The organism is Arthrobacter sp. NA-172 (genome assembly GCF_043952055.1).
In the GTDB taxonomy this organism is placed as follows: Bacteria; Actinomycetota; Actinomycetes; order Actinomycetales; family Micrococcaceae; genus Arthrobacter.
On sequence record NZ_JBINOT010000001.1, the window covers coordinates 1,316,747 to 1,336,025 of the forward strand.

The window sequence follows — 19,279 nt, forward strand, 5'->3', positions numbered from 1 at the left end:
GGGGACCTCTACGTGCAGATTGATTTCGCTCCATCCAGGCAATCGACCCTGGGGGTGGAATGGGAGCTCGCGCTCGTCAACGCACGCACCGGCGAATTGGCCTCTGTGGCCAACGAAGTCCTCCGAGGTGTCGCCTCCCGGCATCCGGGCCTGACCGAAGACGACGAGCATCCGCACATCAAGCGGGAATTGCTCCTGAACACCGTGGAACTCGTCACGGGCGTGTGCAACACCGTCAAGGAAGCCAAGGAAGACCTGGCCCGCTCGCTGCAGGCCGTCAGGGAAGTCACAGACCCCATGGGTGTCGAGCTTTTCTGCGCCGGAAGCCATCCTTTCAGCCCGCCTCAGCTTCAGCCGGTCTCGGACAAAGAGCGCTACGCCAAACTGATCGACCGCACCCAATGGTGGGGGCGGCAAATGGTCATTTACGGAGTCCACGTCCACGTCGGCCTGGACCGGAGGGACAAGGCCCTCCCCATCCTCGATGGGCTGGTCAATTATTTCCCTCATTTCCAGGCATTGTCCGCTTCGAGCCCGTTCTGGGGCGGCGAAGACACGGGCTACGCTTCGCAACGAGCGCTCATGTTCCAGCAGCTTCCCACGGCCGGTTTGCCCTTCCAGTTCCCCAGCTGGGCCGAATACGAGTCCTATGTGCAGGACATGTTCACCACCGGGGTGATCGACACCCTGTCCGAAATTCGCTGGGACATCCGGCCCGTGCCGAACTTGGGCACCATCGAAATGCGCATTTGCGACGGCCTGGCAACCCTGGAAGAAGTCGGCGCTGTTGCGGCCCTGACCCAATGCCTCGTGGACGAGTTCTCCACCATCCTGGACAACGGCGGAACCATTCCCACCATGCCGCCCTGGCATATCCAGGAAAACAAATGGCGCGCCGCCCGCTATGGGATGGAAGCGATCATCATCCTGGATGCCGAAGGCAACGAGCAGCTCGTGACTGAGCACCTGAAGGAAACGCTGCTGCGCCTGGCGCCTGTCGCTGAGAAGCTGGGGTGCTCGGAGGAACTGGCCGACGTCGAAAAGATCATCGCCCGCGGAGCCGGCTACCAGCGCCAGCGCCGCGTCGCGGCCCAGCACGACGGCGATCTTCATGCGGTCGTCCAGGATCTCGTGCAGCAAATGCGGTCCGTTCCGACCGCCTAGCTGCTCCTAAACCGAAACGGTGGTCACCGGCAGGGACGAGTCAGGAGCAAAGGCGACCCCGCTGGGACCGATTCCAGCCATGATGAGTTGTGCCCCCAGGGCGGCGACCATGGCGCCGTTGTCAGTGCACAGCGCCAGCGGCGGCACGTGCAAGGTGATTCCCGCGGAGGTGCAACGCTGCCCCGTCAGGTCACGGAGACGGGAGTTCGCGGCCACGCCACCGCCCAGCAAGAGGTCCGTGATGCCGTTTTCCTTGCAGGCCAGCACAGCCTTGGACGTGATGACGTCCACCACCGCTTCCTGGAACGCCGCAGCAATATCGGCCACGGGGACGTCCTCGCCCCGCGCTTCGAACTGCTCCACGCAGCGCGCGACGGCGGTCTTGAGACCGCTGAACGACCAATCGTAGCGATGAGGTCCCGGCTCCTCCGCAGTACCCATGTACTTGGGTTGCGTCAGGCCACGCGGAAAGCGGATGGCTTTGGGGTTGCCTTGCTTCGCGAGTTTGTCGATGGCCGGGCCCCCGGGGTAACCAAGGCCCAGGAGCCTCGCCACTTTGTCGTATGCCTCCCCCGCGGCGTCGTCGATGGTGGAGCCGAGCATCTCGACGTCATGGGTGATGTTGCGGATGCGCAGGATTTCCGTGTGTCCACCGGAAACCAGCAGCGCGCCCAGATTCTCCGGCAACCGTCCGTCGGTACCGAGTCTGGAAGTATCGTTCGTCTTTCCATCAAGCAGCCCGACGCCGACGTGTGCCACCAGGTGGTTGATCGCATAGAGCGGTTTGCCGGTGGCCACAGAGAGGGCCTTGGCCGCACAAACGCCGACCATCAGTGCGCCTGCCAGGCCCGGCCCGGAGGTCACGGCGATGGCGTCGATCTGGTCCAGTGTCACTCCTGCCTCGTGCAAAGCCTCCTGCAGCGTGGGCACAAAGGCGTCCAGGTGCGCACGCGAAGCGATCTCCGGAATAACGCCGCCGAAACGGACATGCTCATCCATCGATGAGGACACCGTGTTGGTCAGCAGGCTGGTGCCGCGGACAATCCCGACGCCGGTTTCGTCGCAGGATGACTCGATCCCCAGCACGAGCGGCTGGGCTCGATTCGGCTGGGCTGGGCTTGTCTGGTTCACGCCGGGTTTCCTTCAGTCAATGTCAGCCTCATGATGAGGGCGTCGGTGCCGTCGCGGTAATAGCGCTGCCGGACATGGATCTGCTCGAAGCCGAACCGCACGTACAGCGCCTGCGCGCGGGGGTTGTCCGCCCGGACTTCCAGGAGCACGTCCGCCGCGCCACGCCGTCGGGCCTCATCGATAAGTTCGGTGAGGATGGCTGAACCGATTCCCTTTCCTTCGAATTCGGGCACGACGGCGATCGTCTGGACATCCGCGATCGGCTCGATGCACATCAGCCCGGCGTAGGCCACAATCTGACCGCCGGCTTCGGCCACCACGTAACGGCGGGTATCCACCTGGGCGAGCTCATCGAAGAACATTTGCAGCGGCCATGCGTCTACCGGGAAGAGCCGGCGTTCGAGGGCTTCCACGGCGGTCACGTCGGCGGCCGTCATGTCCCGGAGCGTCACGCCGTCGAGCGCGAAAAGGGGCGAGGTATTCACAGTGCCCGCTTCCTGGGCCAGGTACCTGCGCGTCAGATTCGCGCAGGTACAAGGGCGTGGAGTCCGGGAGTGTTTCGCCCGCGGCGATGCGGGCCATGGCGAACTGGCCAAGCGAGGCGGCGTCGGGCTGGGTGGTGCTGAATTCCTCGTTCGCGTTGACGACGTCGGCGTAGATGCCGCCGCCTGCCCCGAAGACGGAAAGGGCAGGCAACTCGGAGGCGAAACCCACGTGCGGGCCGTCCACGAGTTGTGGAAGCTGGCCTTCGTCGAGCGTGTAGCGCGCCCAGTAGACCTCCTTGCGGCGGGCATCCGTGGCCACCAGGAACTCGGTTTGCGCCTCGGTGGACTCGGCCACTTCCAAGGCAATCGCGTCCAAGCTCATGAGGCCGAAGAGGGGCTTGTTCCAGGCGAATGCCAAAGTCCGGGCAGTCGCAATCCCTGAGCGAAGCCCGGTGAACGGCCCCGGGCCAACGCCGGTCACGATCAGATCAATGTCTGCTCCGCGTACCCCTGCGTCGTTCATGAGCTTCTCGATACCGGGTGCCAGGACCTCGGCATGGCTGCGCGTGTCCTCGGTAGCGAAGGAATCCACCACGCCTTCCATGGCATCGTCAGAGATGAGCGCGGCACTCGCCACGGCCGAGGTATCAATGGCCAGAATCAGCATCAGGCGTTCTCTTCCAGTATTTCGGGCACGTGGCTCCAGCGTGGGCCGAAGCCACGGAAAACGATGGTGCGTGGCTCGTCGTCGTCCTCGGGGTCGAAGTCCAACACCGCATCCTGTCCCGTTTCCGCGGAGTCGAGCGCGGAATCCGTGCCGCCGACGGTCCGGTGCAGCTCGATGTCCAGGCGACTGTCCGAAAGGTGCTCTACCCGTTCGCGTCCCCATTCCACCACCGTCACGGAGCTGTCCAGGGTGTTTTCGAGGTCAATGTCGTCGATCTCCGCCGCGGAACCCAATCGGTAAGCATCAACGTGGACCAGATCGGGGCCGCCGGGCCGCCTGCCTTCGGGCAGGTTCGGGTGGATGCGCACCAGGACAAACGTGGGCGAGATGACACCGGCGCGGACGCCCAGGCCTTCGCCGAGTCCTTGGGTGAAGGTGGTCTTGCCGGCGCCGAGTTCCCCCGTGAGGACCAGCAGGTCTCCGGGCACAAGAACCCCGCCCAACGCCGAGCCCAAAGCATGCGTCTGCTCCGCCGTCGCGACTTTGACCGTGCGCTCCCACAGTGCCCCCGGCACAGCGTTACTGCTCACAGGACATCCGTTCCCGGGGCCTCATTGATGTAGATGCGCGGCACCCGCGGGCTGATGCGGGTGACGATCTCATAGTTGTTGGTGCCGGCGGCCGCGGCCCAATCGTCCGCCGTCGGGCCTCCGTCGGTGCCATCGCCAAACATGACGGCTTCAGCGCCAAGCAAGGCGCCCTCGTCAGTCCCCACGTTCCCGAGGTCAATGACCATCTGGTCCATGGCAATCCGTCCCACCACGGGATAGTTGACTCCGTTGACCCGCACCGGCCCGCCCGTGGCGATGCGCGGCACGCCGTCGGCATATCCGAGCGGAATCAGGCCCAAGGTGCTCTCGGCAGAGGTCCGGTAGTTGAGTCCGTAGGACACTCCTTGGCCCTCAGGCACGCGTTTGCAGTTGGATACCAGGGTGCGCACGGTCATGGCGGGGCGGAGGCCGAGTTCCTTGGAGCTTTGACCCTCGAACGGAGACAGTCCGTAGAGCCCGAGCCCCACGCGGACGAGGTTGAAGTGGGTGTCCGGGCGGGAAAGCGTGGCGGGTGTATTGGCAAGGTGCCGCACTTCGGTGTCCACCCCGGCGTCCTCCGCTACGGCAATCGCCTCACGGAACGCAGCGAGTTGCTCATCGGTTTCAGGCCGGTGCGGTTCGTCCGCCACCGCCAAATGGGAGAAGATGCCCACCACGCGCAGGAGCCCCTCGTTCCTGGCACTCCATGGCTTTGCCCACCAGCTTGTCCCATTGGGCGATCGTGGAGCCATTGCGGCCCAGGCCGGTGTCCACTTTCAGGTGGATACGGGCCGGACGTTCCTGTTCGCGGGCCGCTGCCACAACGGCGTCGAGCTCCCAGCCGGAAATCCCGACGTCGACGCCGGCCGCTACAGCCGCTTGGAAGTTGCTTTCCGTGGTGTGCAGCCATGCCAGCATGGGGGCATCAATGCCGGCGGCGCGCAGGACGAGCGCCTCCGAAATGTGGGCGACGCCGAGCCACCGGGCACCGGCATCGAGGGCCGCCCGCGCCACCTGCACTGCGCCGTGTCCATAGGCATCGGCCTTGACCACGGCCATGACCTTCGCGGGCGACGCGATGGCCACGAACTGGCGCACATTGTGCCGGATAGCATCCAAGTCAATGACGGCTGATCGTTCCAAGACCGTTGCCGAAACCGATTTCACCACGGGTTCGAAACTGGCAGCTGCTTCGTAAGTCACCTCACGATTCTAGTGCCGCGAGGAGGCAGGGACCGACTTGAGCGGGCGGGCCTGGTCTGGCTTGGAGCACCCGTTGGGGCTTCTGTTCCGGGTTCAGGCGTCGGAATTGTGGGCGATCGTGGCCGATGCGCGCCGCTGGGCCCCCGGGGGAACATTGCGGACAATGTCCTCGAGGAAAGCGAACCGCTTGAGCCATTGGCTGGACTGCCGCTCGCGGCGGGCGTTGGCCCGCTGCCACCAATCGGCGATGTCGCCCCAGCCCGGCGCGGCCAGCGAGCCCCCCACCTCCTGCACGGCCAGCGAGGCACAAAGATTGGCAAATCGGAGCCGATCTCCCAAAGGCCAGCCGGCCAGGCAGCCCACAACAAATGCCGCGCCAAAGCAGTCGCCCGCCCCGGTGGGATCATAGGACGTGACGGGAAGGGACGGCACCCATTCCTCCTCACCGGTTTCGGAATCCACCGCCATGGCCCCTTGTGCTCCGAGAGTCACCACAGCTACCGGAACCCTGTCGGCGAGCGCGTAGAGCGCAGACCAGGGATTGTCCTTGCCGGTAAAGGCCATGGCCTCGCGCTGGTTCGGCATAAACGCATGAAAATTTTCGAGCTGGTCCAGCCGCTTAGGCGACCATTCCCCTGTCGGGTCCCAACCGGCGTCGCCGAAGAGCTTGACCCCGGATTTTCTCGCCGCCAGCATCCACGGCTCAGGTTCCTCACCGAGATCCGCGACGGCGGCGAGCGCCTTGGGCGGTTCGCCAATCAGTTCCGAGGCGCTCATGGGTGCGGGGTGTCCGTGGGTGACCATTGAACGGTCGTGATCGACGCACAGGGAGACAGTGACCGGGGAGTGCCAACCATCGAACCGTCTGGAAAGGGAGAGATCCACGTGCTCTTGGCTCTCCAGGATCCGCCAGTTGAAGTCTCCGTACCCGTCATCTCCGAAGGCCGCCGCCAGGCTGGTCCGCAGCCCAAGCCGTGCAGCTGCGATGGCCTGGTTGGCCACCCCGCCGGGGCATGTGCCCATGCCTTGGCTCCACACCTCTGTCCCTGGCTCAGGACTGTGGTCCAGCCCGGTGAAGATGATGTCCTGGAACACCGTGCCCGTCAGGAGCAGATCGCAGCTCGAATCATCCCCGGTGTCGCTCGCGTCTAGGCGGATGGCTGCGAGGGGATCGAATCCAGCCCTGGGCGTTGCGTCCATGCACGGCAGACTACGCTGTGGCCACCTGCGTGCATAGCTTTCCCCGGCGCGGACCGCGCCAATCCCGGGACGGACTAGAGCTCCTGGTACATGACGTGCAGCCCCATGTAGCCGAGGGTTGGATGCTGGAAGGCCCGGGGGATCGTCGCCAGGATGCGGAAGCCCATGGACTGCCACAGGCCCACTGCGCGGACGTTGCTCTCGACGACGGCATTGAACTGCATGGCCTTGAACCCGGCATCCCTGGCGGCAACCAAGGAATAGGCACAAAGTGCTCGCGCGATTCCCTGCCCGCCGTGATCGGCATGGACCATGTAGCCGGCGTTGGCCACGTGGCTTCCGCCGCCGCCCTGGTTGGCGTGCCGTTCGCCGGTACCCAGCACGTCGCCGTCGCGCACTGCCACAAAGGTCAGGCCGGGCGCTTCCTTGAACCACTTGCTTCGGGCAGCTTCTTCGCTAGTGTCGCGGTCCCAGGTGAAGGTCTCCCCAGCCCGGATCACGGGTTCCAGGGACGGCCCAGATCCCGGGCCAGTCGCTTGCCTCGGCGACCCGGATCTCGTAGCTAACGGGCGCCGGCGTTCCTGCTTCGCTGTTTGAGTGGCTCACGTCCGTTACGGTATCAGCCCGCCATGCACGGTCGGCCCTGCAGGCCGGCTGCAATGCCGTGGAGGTCAGGAGTAGTGTTTTCGCTGGGACGCAGAGGATCTCTCACTTTGCGGAGCTCGTTGAGTTGCTTTGGATACAGGAGGTAGCGGTGTCGTTGATCCGTCGCGTGGCCTTCTTGTCACTCCACACTTCCCCCATGGAGCAGCCCGGTTCGGGCGATGCCGGCGGGATGAATGTCTACGTCAGGGCGCTGGCCATGGCATTGGCGGATCTTGGCGTGGAGGTAGAGATCTTTACGCGTTCGACGTCGGTCGGGCAGCCCGCCGTCGAACACCCCGGTCCCGGCGTTTGCGTCCATAACGTCCTGGCAGGGCCGGCCCGGAAGCTGCCCAAAGAGGAACTTCCCGAGCTCCTCCACACCATGGTGACCGAAATCGAGAGGATCCGGCAGCGGCAACCGCACGGCCGTTACGACGCCATCCATTCGCACTATTGGGTATCCGGCGTGGCCGGCCTTGAACTGTCCGCATTGTGGAACGTGCCGCTGATCCACACGATGCACACGATGGCGAAGGTCAAGAATTTGGTGCTCGAATCCGGCGAGCGGCCCGAACCGCGCCTTCGCGAGGACGGCGAACAGAGGATCGTGGATGGAGCCACTCGACTCGTGGCCAACACCCCCGCGGAAGCCCAGGAGCTCGTCTCGCACTACAACGCCGACTTCGACCACATCGATATCGCTCCCCCCGGCGTCGACCTCACTGTGTTCACGCCCGCGTTCCGGGCCCGCTCCCGGGCCGAGCTTGGCGTGCGGCCCGACAGTTTCCACCTGCTCTTCGCCGGGCGCATCCAGCGGCTCAAGGGTCCGCAGGTTTTCGTCGAGGCTGCAGGCATCCTCCGCAAGAGGCGGCCGGACATCGACCTCGAGCTGACCATCCTGGGTGCCCTGAGCGGTGCCAAGGACTTCAACCTGCAGTCCTTCATCACGGCCGCAGGGCTCGACGACGTCGTAACCCACCGTGCGCCGGTCAAGGCGCCCAAGCTGGCGGGCTGGTTCCGTTCAGCCGACGTCGTGGTGATGCCATCCTTCAGCGAATCGTTCGGGCTCGTTGCCCTCGAGGCGCAGGCTTGCGGCACCCCGGTGGTGGCCACCAACGTGGGTGGCCTGTCCCGCGCCGTTGCCGACGGTCGCACGGGCATTTTGGTTGACGGCCACGATCCCTCCCGCTGGGCCGACGTCATCGAAGCCCTGTACGACGATCCCCGCACCCGCGAAGACATGGGCCGTGCCGCTGCCGTCCATGCGGAGGCCTTCGGCTGGCAAAGGACGGCAGCCCTCACGCTCGAGAGCTACCACGCAGCCATCGGCGCCGTCCTCGTCCGCCCAAGCTAGATGCCCGCTAACCTACGGCGGCAATCCCGACGACGCCCGCTCACCTAAGAGGACACGACTGATAGATTGTCGCGAACAGTGTTCCCGAGGAGTTGAGGACAAGGATGTCTGAAAACAAGATCTTGAGCGACCTCGAAATTGCCCAGAGTGCGGCGATACGTCCCATCGAGGAAATCGCCGAGCGTGCCGGGATCAACGTCGATGCTTTGGAACTGTACGGCCGGTTCAAGGCGAAGATCGATCCCGCCAAACTCCGTCTCCCGGAGGCCAAACGCGCGGGCAAGATAGTCCTCGTCTCGGCCATGTCCCCGACGCCGGCGGGTGAGGGAAAGTCCACAACCACGGTGGGCCTTGCCGATTCCTTGGCACGGGCTGGTCACCGCGTGATGATCGCGCTGCGCGAACCGTCCCTTGGACCGATTCTGGGTATGAAGGGAGGAGCAACCGGTGGCGGCTACTCCCAGGTTCTTCCCATGGACGAGATCAACCTGCATTTCACCGGCGACTTCCACGCAATCACCTCTGCCAATAATGCCCTTATGGCCCTCGTGGACAACCACATTTTCCAAGGCAACGAGCTCAACATTGATCCCCGCCGCATGACGTTCAAACGGGTCCTCGATATGAACGACCGCTCGCTGCGCGAGGTCATCATCGGCCTGGGCGGCCCAGCTCAAGGAGTCCCGCGACAGGACGGTTTCGACATCACCGTCGCGTCGGAAATCATGGCCGTCTTCTGCCTCGCGACGGACCTGGATGATCTCCGCGAGCGCCTTGGCCGCATCACTTTCGGATACAGCTATGACCGGCGGCCGGTCACCGTGGCCGATCTCGGGGTCCAGGGCGCACTGACAATGCTGTTGAGGGACGCCATCAAACCGAACCTCGTTCAGACCATCGCAGGAACGCCGGCCCTGGTGCACGGCGGCCCGTTCGCCAACATCGCGCACGGCTGCAACTCGCTCATCGCCACGCGAACGGCCCAACAGCTCGCCGACATTGTGGTCACGGAAGCGGGATTCGGCGCCGACCTTGGCGCAGAAAAGTACATGGACATCAAGTCGCGCATCGCGGACGTGGCGCCGTCCGCCGTCGTCGTGGTCGCGACTATCCGGGCGCTGAAGATGCAGGGCGGTATCCCGAAGGAGCTTCTCAAGGAGCCTAACGTCGAGGCGCTCGCTGCCGGCGTCGAGAACTTGAAGCGGCATGTGCACAATGTCGAGAAGTTTGGCGTCACCCCGGTGGTTGCCATTAACAAGTTCGCGACGGACACAACAGAAGAGCTCGACTGGCTGCTGGCCTGGCGCGCCCAGGAGGGAGTGCAGGCGGCGGTGGCGGATGTCTGGGGCAGAGGTGGAGGGGGCGACGGCGGCGACGAGCTCGCGGCGAAGGTCGCCGCAGTGGTGGCGGCAGCAACGCCGTCGGACTTCCGTCATTTGTATCCTCTGAGCCTGTCCGTGGAGGACAAGATCCGCACGATAGTCCAGGAAATCTACGGCGCCGACGGTGTGGAGTTTTCCGTTCCCGCGCTCAGGCGCCTCGCGGACATCCGGAAAAATGGCTGGAGCGGGATGCCCGTTTGTATGGCCAAGACGCAGTATTCATTCACCGACGACGCCTCCCAGTTGGGTGCCCCCAAGAGATTCACGGTGCACGTGCGAGAGCTGATTCCCAAGACCGGGGCGGGCTTCATTGTCGCGCTGACCGGTGCGGTCATGACGATGCCCGGTTTACCCAAGGAGCCTGCCGCGATGCGGATGGACGTCGATGAACACGGCAACCCGGTGGGCCTCTTCTGACCCTTCTCAAACAACGCGGGGTCACTTACGGCCGGTGGTGGTGAGGTTAATGGGCTGTAAGTGACCCCGCGTTGACGGGAAAGCGGGGTTAGCGTTCGACGTCGCCGCGGATGAAGGCTTCGACCTTATCGCGGCCGAGATCGTCATTGAGCTGCTCCGGCGGTGACTTCATGAAGTAGCTCGACGCCGAGAGCAGCGGGCCGCCGATGCCACGGTCCAGGCCAATCTTGGCGGCACGGATCGCATCGATGATCACGCCTGCCGAGTTCGGGGAGTCCCAGACCTCGAGCTTGTACTCCAGGGAAACCGGGGCATCGCCGAAGTTGCGGCCTTCGAGACGGACGAACGCCCACTTGCGGTCGTCGAGCCAGGCAACGTAGTCGGACGGGCCGATGTGGACGTCGTCGGCGTGCAGCTTGGCCTCGACGTTGGAGGTCACTGCCTGGGTCTTGGAGATCTTCTTGGACTCCAGACGGTCACGCTCCAGCATGTTCTTGAAGTCCATGTTGCCGCCGACGTTCAGCTGGTACGTGCGGTCCAACGTGACGCCGCGGTCTTCGAAGAGCTTGGCCATGACGCGGTGCGTGATGGTGGCGCCGATCTGGCTCTTGATGTCATCGCCGACGATCGGCACACCCGCAGCGGTGAACTTGTCGGCCCATTCCTTGGTGCCCGCGATGAAGACCGGCAGGGCGTTGACGAAGGCAACACCGGCGTCAATGGCACACTGCGCGTAGAAGTGTGCGGCGTCCTCGGAACCAACGGGCAGGTAGCAGACCAGGACGTCGGCCTTGGCTTCGCGCAGTGCGGCGACGATGTCCACTGCCTCTTCCGGGGCCTCGACGATGGTCTCGCGGTAGTACTTGCCCAGGCCGTCCAGGGTGTGGCCGCGCTGTACGGTCACACCTGTGGAGGGAACATCCGCGATCTTGATGGTGTTGTTTTCGCTCGCGCCGATGGCGTCTGCAAGGTCCAGGCCGACCTTCTTGCTGTCAACGTCGAAAGCAGCAACAAACTGAACGTCGTTGACGTGGTACTTGCCGAACTCAACGTGCATCAGACCTGGAATCGTCGGCCTGGGGATCGGCGTCGCGATAGTAGTGGACACCTTGGACCAGCGAAGCGGCGCAGTTACCTACGCCGACAATGGCGACACGAATCGGATGTGAAGACACGGAACTCCTTTGAGAACTAACCTCAGGTGCCAGGCGCGTCCGTACCTGAGTGTACGACGGCGTCTTAGAGGCACAGCGCCATTCGGCGCTCTTTGCATTGTAACCAACCTGAACGGGGCCGGCTTTGTTCCCAGCCGGCCCCGCACGTGGATAATTTATCCGAAACTACCTTTGTGCCCACAGATTGATGTCGGATTCGACGGCGAACTCGTCAATCGCTGTCAGTTCCTCCGACGTGAAGTGGAGGTTGTTGATGGCGGACAGCGTGTCCTCCAGCTGCGCGACACTCGAGGCGCCCACCAAGGCCGAGGTCACAGGTGAACCCTTCGGCTGATCCCGCAGGATCCAGGCGATAGCCATCTGCGCGAGGGTCTGGCCGCGCCCGTCGGCGATGGCATTCAAACCACGCACCCGGTTCAGCTTTTCCTCGGTCAGTGCTGATTCGGAGAGGAACCGTTCCTTGGCGGCGCGCGAGTCCGCGGGGACTCCGTTCAGGTACCGGTTGGTGAGCATCCCCTGGGCCAGCGGCGAGAAGGCGATGGATCCAGCACCCACCTGGTCCAACGCCTCGTAGAGGTTCGGCGAACCGTTCTCGGTCCAGCGGTTCAGCATGGAATAGCTGGGCTGGTGGATGAGCAGCGGAGTACCCATCTCCTTGAGAATCCGGGCTGCCTCAAGAGTCTGCTCCGGAGTGTAGGAGGAGATACCGGCATAGAGCGCCTTACCGGACCGGACTGCGTAGTCCAAGGCACCCATGGTTTCTTCCAGGGCGTTTCCGGATCGGGACGGTGGCTGTAGAAGATGTCCACGTAATCCAGTCCCATGCGCTGAAGCGACTGGTCGAGGCTGGAGAGCAGGTACTTGCGGGATCCCCATTCTCCGTAGGGGCCGGGCCACATGTAGTAACCGGCCTTGGTGGAGATGACGAGTTCATCGCGGTAGGGCTTGAAGTCGTCCTTCAGGTGGCGGCCGAAGTTCGTTTCAGCCGAACCGTCCGGCGGCCCGTAGTTGTTGGCAAGGTCGAAGTGGTTGACCCCTAGATCGAAGGCCCGGCGGAGGATGGCGCGCTGCTCTTCGAAACGCTTGTCGTCGCCGAAGTTGTGCCAAAGTCCCAGCGAGATGGCGGGAAGTTTGAGGCCGCTGCGTCCGACGCGGCGGTAGGGCATGGTTTCATAGCGGTTTCCCGCGGCCGAATAAGTCATACCTACCATCCTGCCACCGCCTTCCATGCTCGAAGCGTGATGTCCGTCATGTGGGCACGGTCACTTAAAGTGAACGGTCACGTAAAGTGCACGGTCACTTAAGGCGCACGACGGCGGCGCTCTCCCCCGGGATTGTCAGGTTTCCGTTCCCGATGGCGGCCGTGGAGTCCGTGGCTAGCAGCAGTTCGCCGCTCATGGGCCTACTCAGGGGCTCGTTCCCAAAGTTGCAGGCAACCCTCACGGAGCCCCTGCTAAGGACCAGCCATTTGTCCTCTTCGCTGAAGTCGACGTGGGTATCGGTGAATCCGCCGCCCGCTAGCTCCGGCGTCGAGCGCCTGAGGTTGGCCAAGGCTCGGTAAAGTTCGAGCAGCCGGCCGTGATCGCCGTCGTGCGCTTCTTCCCATCGGAGCTTGGAACGCGTGAACGTCTCCGGATCCTGGGGGTTAGGCACCGAGGCAGGGTCCCAACCCATCCGTTCGAATTCCTTGAGCCGGCCGTTTGCTGTGGCCTCAGCCAGCCATTCCTCAGGATGGGAGGTGAAAAACTGCCAGGGCGTGGAGGCGGCGAATTCTTCCCCCATGAACAACATCGGGGTGAACGGCGACGTCATGGTCAGCACCGCGGCCAGCGCCAGCCTTCCGTAAGACAGGCTCGCACTCAGGCGGTCACCGGTGGCGCGATTGCCAATTTGATCGTGGTTTTGGTTGCAGACCACCAAGGCGGCAGGATGGACCAGCCCTGGGCGGATGGGCCGGCCGTGGTGCCTGCCGCGGAAACTCGAATAGCTTCCGTCGTGGAAGAAGCCATGCTCAAGGACTTTTGCCAAAGCAGTCAAGGAATCGAAGTCGGCATAGTAGCCCGCCGTCTCCCCGGTGAGATTCACGTGCACGGCATGGTGGAAGTCGTCACTCCACTGCCCTTCCAGACCGTAGCCGTTGGTGTCCCGGCGGTAGATCAGGCGCGGATTGTTCAGATCCGATTCCGCAATCAGGGTCTTGGGGATGCCCGTTTCAGCTTCGATGCCATCCGCGAGGCTGGCAAGATCCTCGAGGATATGCACGGCACGCTCATCGCGCAGTGCATGCACAGCGTCAAGCCGCAGCCCGTCCACGTGAAAATCACTCAACCACATGGCGGCGTTGTCCAAAATGTACTGGCGAACTTCGTCCGAGCCGGGGCCATCCAGATTCACCGAATCACCCCAGGTGTTGCCTTCCCCGGACTTCAGGTACGGGCCAAACTTGGGCAGATAGTTCCCGCTCGGCCCCAGGTGGTTGTAGACGACATCCTGGATTACGCCGAGCCCGGCCGCATGCGCGGCATCCACAAACCGCTGATAGGCCTCCGGTCCCCCGTATGGTTCATGGACAGCGAACCACAGCACTCCGTCGTACCCCCAGTTGTGGGTGCCGTTGAAGGCGTTGACCGGCAGAAGCTCCACGAAGTCGATGCCCAGTTCAACGAGGTAGTCGAGCTTTTCCGCCGCCGCGTCGAGAGTACCTTCCGGCGTGAACGTCCCCAGGTGAAGCTCGTAAATGACGGCGCCACCGAGGCCACGCCCCGTCCAATCAGAGTCGCTCCAGGCATACGACGACGTGTCAAACGTCCGGGACAGTCCGTGGACCCCCTCGGGCTGGCGCTGCGACCTCGGGTCGGGGAAGGGCCCCTCCCCGTCCACGAGGTACCCATAATCAGTCCCAGCCACCTGAGGAAGGTCCGCCGTCCACCAGCCGGAGGCTCCGCCGTCGTCATGCCGCATTTCGTGGTGCTCACCGGCTGCAAGCAGGGTGACAGAATCTGCAAACGGTGCCCAAAGGTCGAATCGTTGCCTTGCGTTTTTCTTCGCCGCCATGGCTCCCCCTCAATCGTTTTTGTCTAGGCTGGGATGCCCGCCGTTGTTCGTGCTGTGACTATGCCGTCGGTACAAGCAGGGCCACGGGGTATCTCAACAGAAGGCTCCCGAGGTGTGCCTGTCCCGCTGGGTAACTGTTGCCCGTGAGTTCGTCCCGAACCGCACGATCAATGGTGATGAATGTGTTTTGCCACCCGCCGGCTCGTTCGAGTTTCCGAGGGAGGCGCGTTGCCAAAGTAATGGCGCCGCCACCCGTGCCGGGCGCTCTGCGGTCGAAAGCAAGCAAGTGTTCGGCCGCAGGACCTTCGGCAAGGACGGGACTGTAACCGCCAAAGAGCTCCGGCCGGTCGCGACGCAAGCGTAGTGCCCGGGACGTCAGCAGCAGCTTGGCCAACTCGTCCCGCGCCTCCGTCTGGGCACCGGAGTCGAGGGCTGCGAGTGCCGCCCTCCGCCGTTCGAAGTCCACCGTGCGGCGATTGTCCGGATCGGTCAGCGACCGGTCCCAAAACTCGGTGCCCTGATAGACGTCAGGCACGCCGGGCATGGTCAGTTGAACGAGCTTTGCCGACAGCGAGTTGGACACCCCGTAGGGGTCCAAAAGAGCCACGAACTTCTCCAGGGCAGCGGTCACCTCCGGCACATCGAAGGCGGCGTCGACGGCGGTTGCCAGCTTGGCTTCGAACTCTTCAGCGGGCGCCGTCCAGCTCGTGGAGTTGCCGGCCTCGCGTGCTGCCTTGGTTACATATCCTTGAAGGCGTTCCCGGCTGGCCGGCCAAGCACCCGCAACGGCCTGCCATACGAGGCTTGCCAGGGGCCCGTCGGGAATTGGCGCCAGTTCCTGCATCTGTTGCACGAAAGCTTCCCACTCGGGGGCAGCCTCGGAGATGGCCGAGATCCTCGCCCGGGTGTCTTCGCTGCGCTTAGTGTCATGCGTGGTCAACGTGGTCATGGAAAGTGGCAGCCGTGCCTGGCGCCGCACCATGCGCTCATGGAATCCAGCCGGGGACAGCGAGAATTCGGTGGGATCGGCACCCACCTCGGTCAGTGTCCCAAGGCGCGTGTAGCGGAAGAACGCGGTGTCCTCCACGCCTTTCGCCATGACCATGCCGGAGGTCTGCTGGAAGCGGCGGCCCAGTTCATTGCCGGCATCGAGCAGCAGAGGAAGGAGCGCCTTGAGGGACCTGGGCCAACTCCGGCCTGGTGCGGGCGGCCCGTTCGACGGCCTCTATCAAGGCGTCTTTGCCGTACGGGAGATAGCTCCGGTAGACGTGAAACGAGGCGATGATTTCGGCCAGAGCGTCGGCCACTTCTTCACGGGGCAGTTCGGGAGACTCCGGGACGAGCCGCGCGAGCCGCAGGATTTCCGAATGCAGGATGCCGTCAGTGATACCTCGCTTAGTGCCGTGAATCATCGCCTCATAATCGGGCGGTGTTTCAGTGCCCCGGAGCCTGGCGTCCAGGGCGTCCAGCTGCTCTTCGGCGTCGGGATCAACGAAAAGACGGTCGACGTCGGCGAGCGCGTCGTAGCCGGTGGTCCCCTCGCAGTCGAAACTCTCCGGAAGTTCCTCGCCAGGCTCCAGGATCTTTTCGACGAGCACGTAAGAACCGCCTGTGGTCTCCTTCAAGCGCGCCAGGTAGCCAGAAGGGTCCGCTAGGCCATCCGGATGATCGATCCTCAATCCGTCCACCAGCCCCTCGCGGAACCAACGAGTGACCTCCGCGTGATCCTCATCGAAGACCCACGGTACTTCGACGCGAATCCCGGCCAGGGTGTTGACCCCGAAGAACCGGCGGTAATTCAGTTCGTTGTCAGCCCGGCGCCAATCGACAAGTTCGTAGTGCTGGCGTGAATGGACGTCGCGGGGGTTGTCGCCGGCCGAGTAGCTGCCTTCGGCGAGCGGGAAGCGGTGGTCGAAGTAGTGCAATTCGCCGTCGACAACTTCCAGTTGGTCAAGACCCTCATCGCTGCCGAGGACCGGGAGCCGTAGCTTGCCTCCGCCGAAATCCCAATCGACATCGAACGCTTCGGCGTAGCGGGAGGACTTGCCCTCTTTGAGAAGCGACCACCACCAAGCATTTTGCGAAGGCGACGCAACACCCATGTGGTTGGGGACAATATCCACCAAGACTCCGAGCCCGGATTCCCGCGCCGCCTTGGAGACAGCGGCGAGACCTTCGGCACCACCGCGCGAAGCATCAACCGTGGACGGGTCGGTGACGTCGTAGCCGTGGTCCGAGCCTTCCTCTGCTGTGAGGATGGGCGACAAGTACACCCAGTCCACCCCCAGGTCACGCAGATAGCCCGTGAGGGCTGCCGCATCCTGAAGCGTGAACGAGGGACGGATCTGGAGCCGGTACGTTGAAACGGGCGTCCTCATGATCCTCCGTTCTTCGGCGCGCGCGCCTTTCTGGGCTTCTTCGGCGCAGCGGCCGGCTTCGAGTCGGCCGGTTTGGAGTCAGCCGGTTTCGAGTCAGCGGCCCGCTTTTCGGGGGCGGCCTGGGTCTCCGGGGCAGGTTCCTCGTCCGGAGCAGGTTGCGCTTCCGGGCCGGGTGCTGCTTCCGGTGCAGCCCCGAGCGTCGGAGTGGATGGTGCTGGCGTGGCCGGAGCAGTCAGGGATGCCGTCTCAGTGGTGGCTGTCTGCGTCAACGCGGCCAGCGATGCCGCAACGGAGTGGTCCGGCTCGGTGTCCGGAACACTGTGTGCCCTCAGCACCACGAGTGATTTGGCCCCAACACCCAGGACTGTTTCGGCCTGCACGGGTTCGGTGTCGGCCCCGCCGCCGGCGGTGTCGATGATGATGTCCCACGCGGGTGCGTATTCGTCGGAGGGCACCTTGAAGCCGACTTCTTCGTCGTGGGCGTTGAAGTAGAGCAGGAAGTTGACGTCCGTGATGCGCCGGCCTTGGTTGTCCCGGCCGCGGATCCCGTCACCGTTGAGGAACACGCCCACGGAGCGGCCGAAACCGCTGTCCCAGTCCGACGGCGTCATGGTGGTTCCGTCGACGTCGAGCCACACGATGTCCGGAAGCCTTTCGCCTTCGCCTCGCAGTACCGGGCGTCCATCGAAGAACCGGCTGCGCCGGAAGGTGGGATGCTTGGCGCGCAAAGCACTGACCGCGGCCGTGAATTCCACCAACGGCTGGTCCACGCTGTCCCAGTTGATCCACGTCAGCTCGGAGTCTTGGCAGTAGCCGTTGTTGTTGCCCCGCTGTGTCCGGCCGAGCTCGTCACCGTGCAGCAGCATCGGGACACCCTGGGACAGGAGCATGGAGGCGATGAAGTTCCGCTGCTGGCGGGCACGGAGGCCCAAGACCTTCGGGTCTTCCGTTGGCCCCTCGATACCGCAGTTCCAAGAGCGGTTGTGCGATTCGCCGTCGTTGTTGCCTTCGCCGTTCGCCTCATTGTGCTTCTCGTTGTAGGACACCAGGTCAGCCAAGGTGAAGCCGTCGTGGGCCGTGACGAAGTTGATGGAGGCCACCGGGCGGCGCCCGGAGTGTTCGTAAAGGTCCGCCGATCCGGTGAGTCGTGAGGCGAATTCACCCAGGGTGGAAGGCTCACCCCGCCAGAAGTCACGGACGGTGTCCCGGTACTTGCCGTTCCATTCCGTCCACTGCGGGGGAAAGTTACCGACCTGGTACCCGCCCGGACCGACGTCCCAGGGCTCGGCGATCAGTTTGACCTGCGAAACCACCGGGTCCTGCTGGATGAGTTCGAAGAAGGTGGACAGCTTGTCCACGTCGTAGAACTCACGGGCAAGCGTCGAAGCGAGGTCGAAACGGAAACCGTCGACGTGCATTTCAGTGATCCAATAGCGCAGGGAGTCCATGAGCAGCTGAAGCGAGTGCGGGCTGCGCACGTTCAGGGAGTTGCCGGTGCCCGTGTAGTCCATGTAGTGCTTAAGGTCGCCCTCCACCAAGCGGTAATACGCGGAGTTGTCGATCCCTTTGAAGGAAAGGGTCGGGCCAAGGTGGTTACCCTCGGCGGTGTGGTTGTACACGACGTCAAGAATGACCTCGATGCCGGCTCGGTGGAGGGAACGGACCATGGCCTTGAAGTCCTGGACCTGCTGGCCGGTATCGCCCTTGGAGCTGTAGCTGTTGTGCGGGGCGAAGAACCCGATGGTGTTGTAGCCCCAGTAGTTGTTCAGCCCCTTGTCCTGCAGGATGCCGTCGTTCGTGAACTGGTGCACCGGCATGAGCTCGATCGCCGTGACCCCGAGCTTCTGCAGGTGGGAAATCACGGCCGGGTGGGCGACGCCGGCGTAGGTGCCGCGCTGCTCCTCCGGAACCTCCGGGTGGAGCTGGGTCAGGCCCTTGACGTGCGCCTCGTAAATCACGGACCGGTGGTACGGGATCCGCGGGAGGTGGTCGCCGTCCCAGTCGAAGAACGGGTTGATGACCACGCCCATCATCATGTGGGGCGCGGAGTCCTTGTCGTTGCGGGAGTCCGGATCGCCCATGTTGTAAGAGAAGAGCGCCGGGTCCCAGTCGATCTGCCGGTGGATGGCCTTGGCGTAAGGGTCCAGGAGGAGCTTGTTGGGATTGAAGCGCTGCCCGGCGGCGGGGTCATACGGACCGTGCACGCGGTAGCCATACTTCTGTCCGGGCTGGACGTGCGGCAGGTAGCAATGCCACACATAACCGTCCACCTCGCTGACGGTGTAGGAAATTTCTTCCCCGTCATCGTCAAAGAGACACAATTCCACCTTTTCCGCGTTCCCGCTGAACAGCGCGAAGTTGGTTCCGGTGCCATCGAAAGTGGCTCCCAACGGGTATGCGGTTCCTGGCCAAACGTCCATGTGTTCTCCTTCAG

Annotated in this window: 10 protein-coding genes and 5 pseudogenes; 3 read left to right on the forward strand and 12 right to left on the reverse strand. The window is 63.8% G+C overall.

What is annotated here, in order from left to right; genetic code table 11:
* Window positions 1–12: 12 nt before the first annotated feature.
* Entirely contained in the window at window positions 13–1,164 is a 1,152-nt protein-coding gene (locus ACF0H6_RS06560; RefSeq protein ID WP_395248933.1) for a glutamate--cysteine ligase, read from the forward strand.
* A 6-nt stretch (window positions 1,165–1,170) separates the two neighbouring features.
* Here ACF0H6_RS06560 and tsaD read toward each other — a convergent pair whose 3' ends face one another.
* The 7 genes and pseudogenes from tsaD to ACF0H6_RS06595 all read right to left on the reverse strand — a co-directional run bounded on the left by tsaD (window position 1,171) and on the right by ACF0H6_RS06595 (window position 6,940).
* Entirely contained in the window at window positions 1,171–2,295 is a 1,125-nt protein-coding gene (gene tsaD / locus ACF0H6_RS06565; protein WP_395248934.1) for a tRNA (adenosine(37)-N6)-threonylcarbamoyltransferase complex transferase subunit TsaD, read from the reverse strand.
* Entirely contained in the window at window positions 2,292–2,732 is a 441-nt protein-coding gene (gene rimI, locus ACF0H6_RS06570) for a ribosomal protein S18-alanine N-acetyltransferase (RefSeq protein ID WP_395248936.1), read from the reverse strand. Before rimI ends, tsaD begins: the two co-directional genes overlap by 4 nt.
* 61 nt (window positions 2,733–2,793) lie before the next feature.
* Window positions 2,794–3,447, reverse strand: a pseudogene (gene tsaB, locus ACF0H6_RS06575) (tRNA (adenosine(37)-N6)-threonylcarbamoyltransferase complex dimerization subunit type 1 TsaB); the annotation flags it as partial.
* A complete protein-coding gene (gene tsaE, locus ACF0H6_RS06580; protein ID WP_395248937.1) occupies window positions 3,447–4,037 on the reverse strand; it encodes a tRNA (adenosine(37)-N6)-threonylcarbamoyltransferase complex ATPase subunit type 1 TsaE in 591 nt (196 codons plus the stop codon). The pseudogene tsaB and the gene tsaE, both read right to left, overlap by 1 nt.
* Window positions 4,034–5,240, reverse strand: a pseudogene (gene alr, locus ACF0H6_RS06585) (alanine racemase). Before alr ends, tsaE begins: the two are co-directional and overlap by 4 nt.
* A gap of 93 nt (window positions 5,241–5,333) precedes the next feature.
* Complete coding sequence (locus tag ACF0H6_RS06590) at window positions 5,334–6,440, reverse strand: carbohydrate kinase family protein (protein WP_395248938.1); 1,107 nt, start codon at window positions 6,438–6,440, stop codon at window positions 5,334–5,336.
* Window positions 6,441–6,514: 74 nt separating this feature from the next.
* Window positions 6,515–6,940: a GNAT family N-acetyltransferase gene (locus tag ACF0H6_RS06595; RefSeq protein WP_395248939.1), complete on the reverse strand. Its 426-nt coding sequence runs from the start codon at window positions 6,938–6,940 to the stop codon at window positions 6,515–6,517.
* A gap of 254 nt (window positions 6,941–7,194) precedes the next feature.
* On the opposite strand from ACF0H6_RS06595, the gene mshA reads away from it, so the two are divergent.
* Both mshA and ACF0H6_RS06605 read left to right on the forward strand, forming a co-directional pair.
* Window positions 7,195–8,439, forward strand: a complete 1,245-nt coding sequence (mshA, locus tag ACF0H6_RS06600) for a D-inositol-3-phosphate glycosyltransferase (RefSeq protein WP_395248940.1) — start codon at window positions 7,195–7,197, stop codon at window positions 8,437–8,439.
* A 104-nt stretch (window positions 8,440–8,543) separates the two neighbouring features.
* On the forward strand, window positions 8,544–10,238 hold the full coding sequence (locus ACF0H6_RS06605; protein WP_395248941.1) for a formate--tetrahydrofolate ligase: 1,695 nt from the start codon (window positions 8,544–8,546) through the stop codon (window positions 10,236–10,238).
* Between the two features lie 88 nt (window positions 10,239–10,326).
* Here the strand turns inward: ACF0H6_RS06605 and ACF0H6_RS06610 are convergent.
* The 5 genes and pseudogenes from ACF0H6_RS06610 to glgX all read right to left on the reverse strand — a co-directional run bounded on the left by ACF0H6_RS06610 (window position 10,327) and on the right by glgX (window position 19,265).
* Window positions 10,327–11,413: pseudogene (locus ACF0H6_RS06610) on the reverse strand (inositol-3-phosphate synthase).
* 165 nt (window positions 11,414–11,578) lie between these two features.
* Window positions 11,579–12,615: pseudogene (mgrA, locus tag ACF0H6_RS06615) on the reverse strand (L-glyceraldehyde 3-phosphate reductase).
* A gap of 94 nt (window positions 12,616–12,709) precedes the next feature.
* Complete coding sequence (treZ, locus tag ACF0H6_RS06620) at window positions 12,710–14,467, reverse strand: malto-oligosyltrehalose trehalohydrolase (protein ID WP_395248942.1); 1,758 nt, start codon at window positions 14,465–14,467, stop codon at window positions 12,710–12,712.
* A gap of 58 nt (window positions 14,468–14,525) precedes the next feature.
* Window positions 14,526–16,845 (reverse strand): annotated as a pseudogene (gene treY, locus ACF0H6_RS06625) (malto-oligosyltrehalose synthase).
* On the reverse strand, window positions 16,842–19,265 hold the full coding sequence (gene glgX, locus ACF0H6_RS06630) for a glycogen debranching protein GlgX (protein ID WP_395248943.1): 2,424 nt from the start codon (window positions 19,263–19,265) through the stop codon (window positions 16,842–16,844). The pseudogene treY and the gene glgX overlap by 4 nt, the downstream one beginning before the upstream one ends.
* Between the last annotated feature and the right edge of the window lie 14 nt (window positions 19,266–19,279).

Coding starts and splice junctions, on each gene's coding strand:
- rimI (WP_395248936.1), bottom strand. CDS start 2,732: ATGACGGCCGCCGACGTGACCGCCGTGGAAGCCCTCGAACGCCGGCTC.
- ACF0H6_RS06605 (WP_395248941.1), top strand. CDS start 8,544: ATGTCTGAAAACAAGATCTTGAGCGACCTCGAAATTGCCCAGAGTGCG.
- ACF0H6_RS06590 (WP_395248938.1), bottom strand. CDS start 6,440: ATGGACGCAACGCCCAGGGCTGGATTCGATCCCCTCGCAGCCATCCGC.
- glgX (WP_395248943.1), bottom strand. CDS start 19,265: ATGGACGTTTGGCCAGGAACCGCATACCCGTTGGGAGCCACTTTCGAT.
- treZ (WP_395248942.1), bottom strand. CDS start 14,467: ATGGCGGCGAAGAAAAACGCAAGGCAACGATTCGACCTTTGGGCACCG.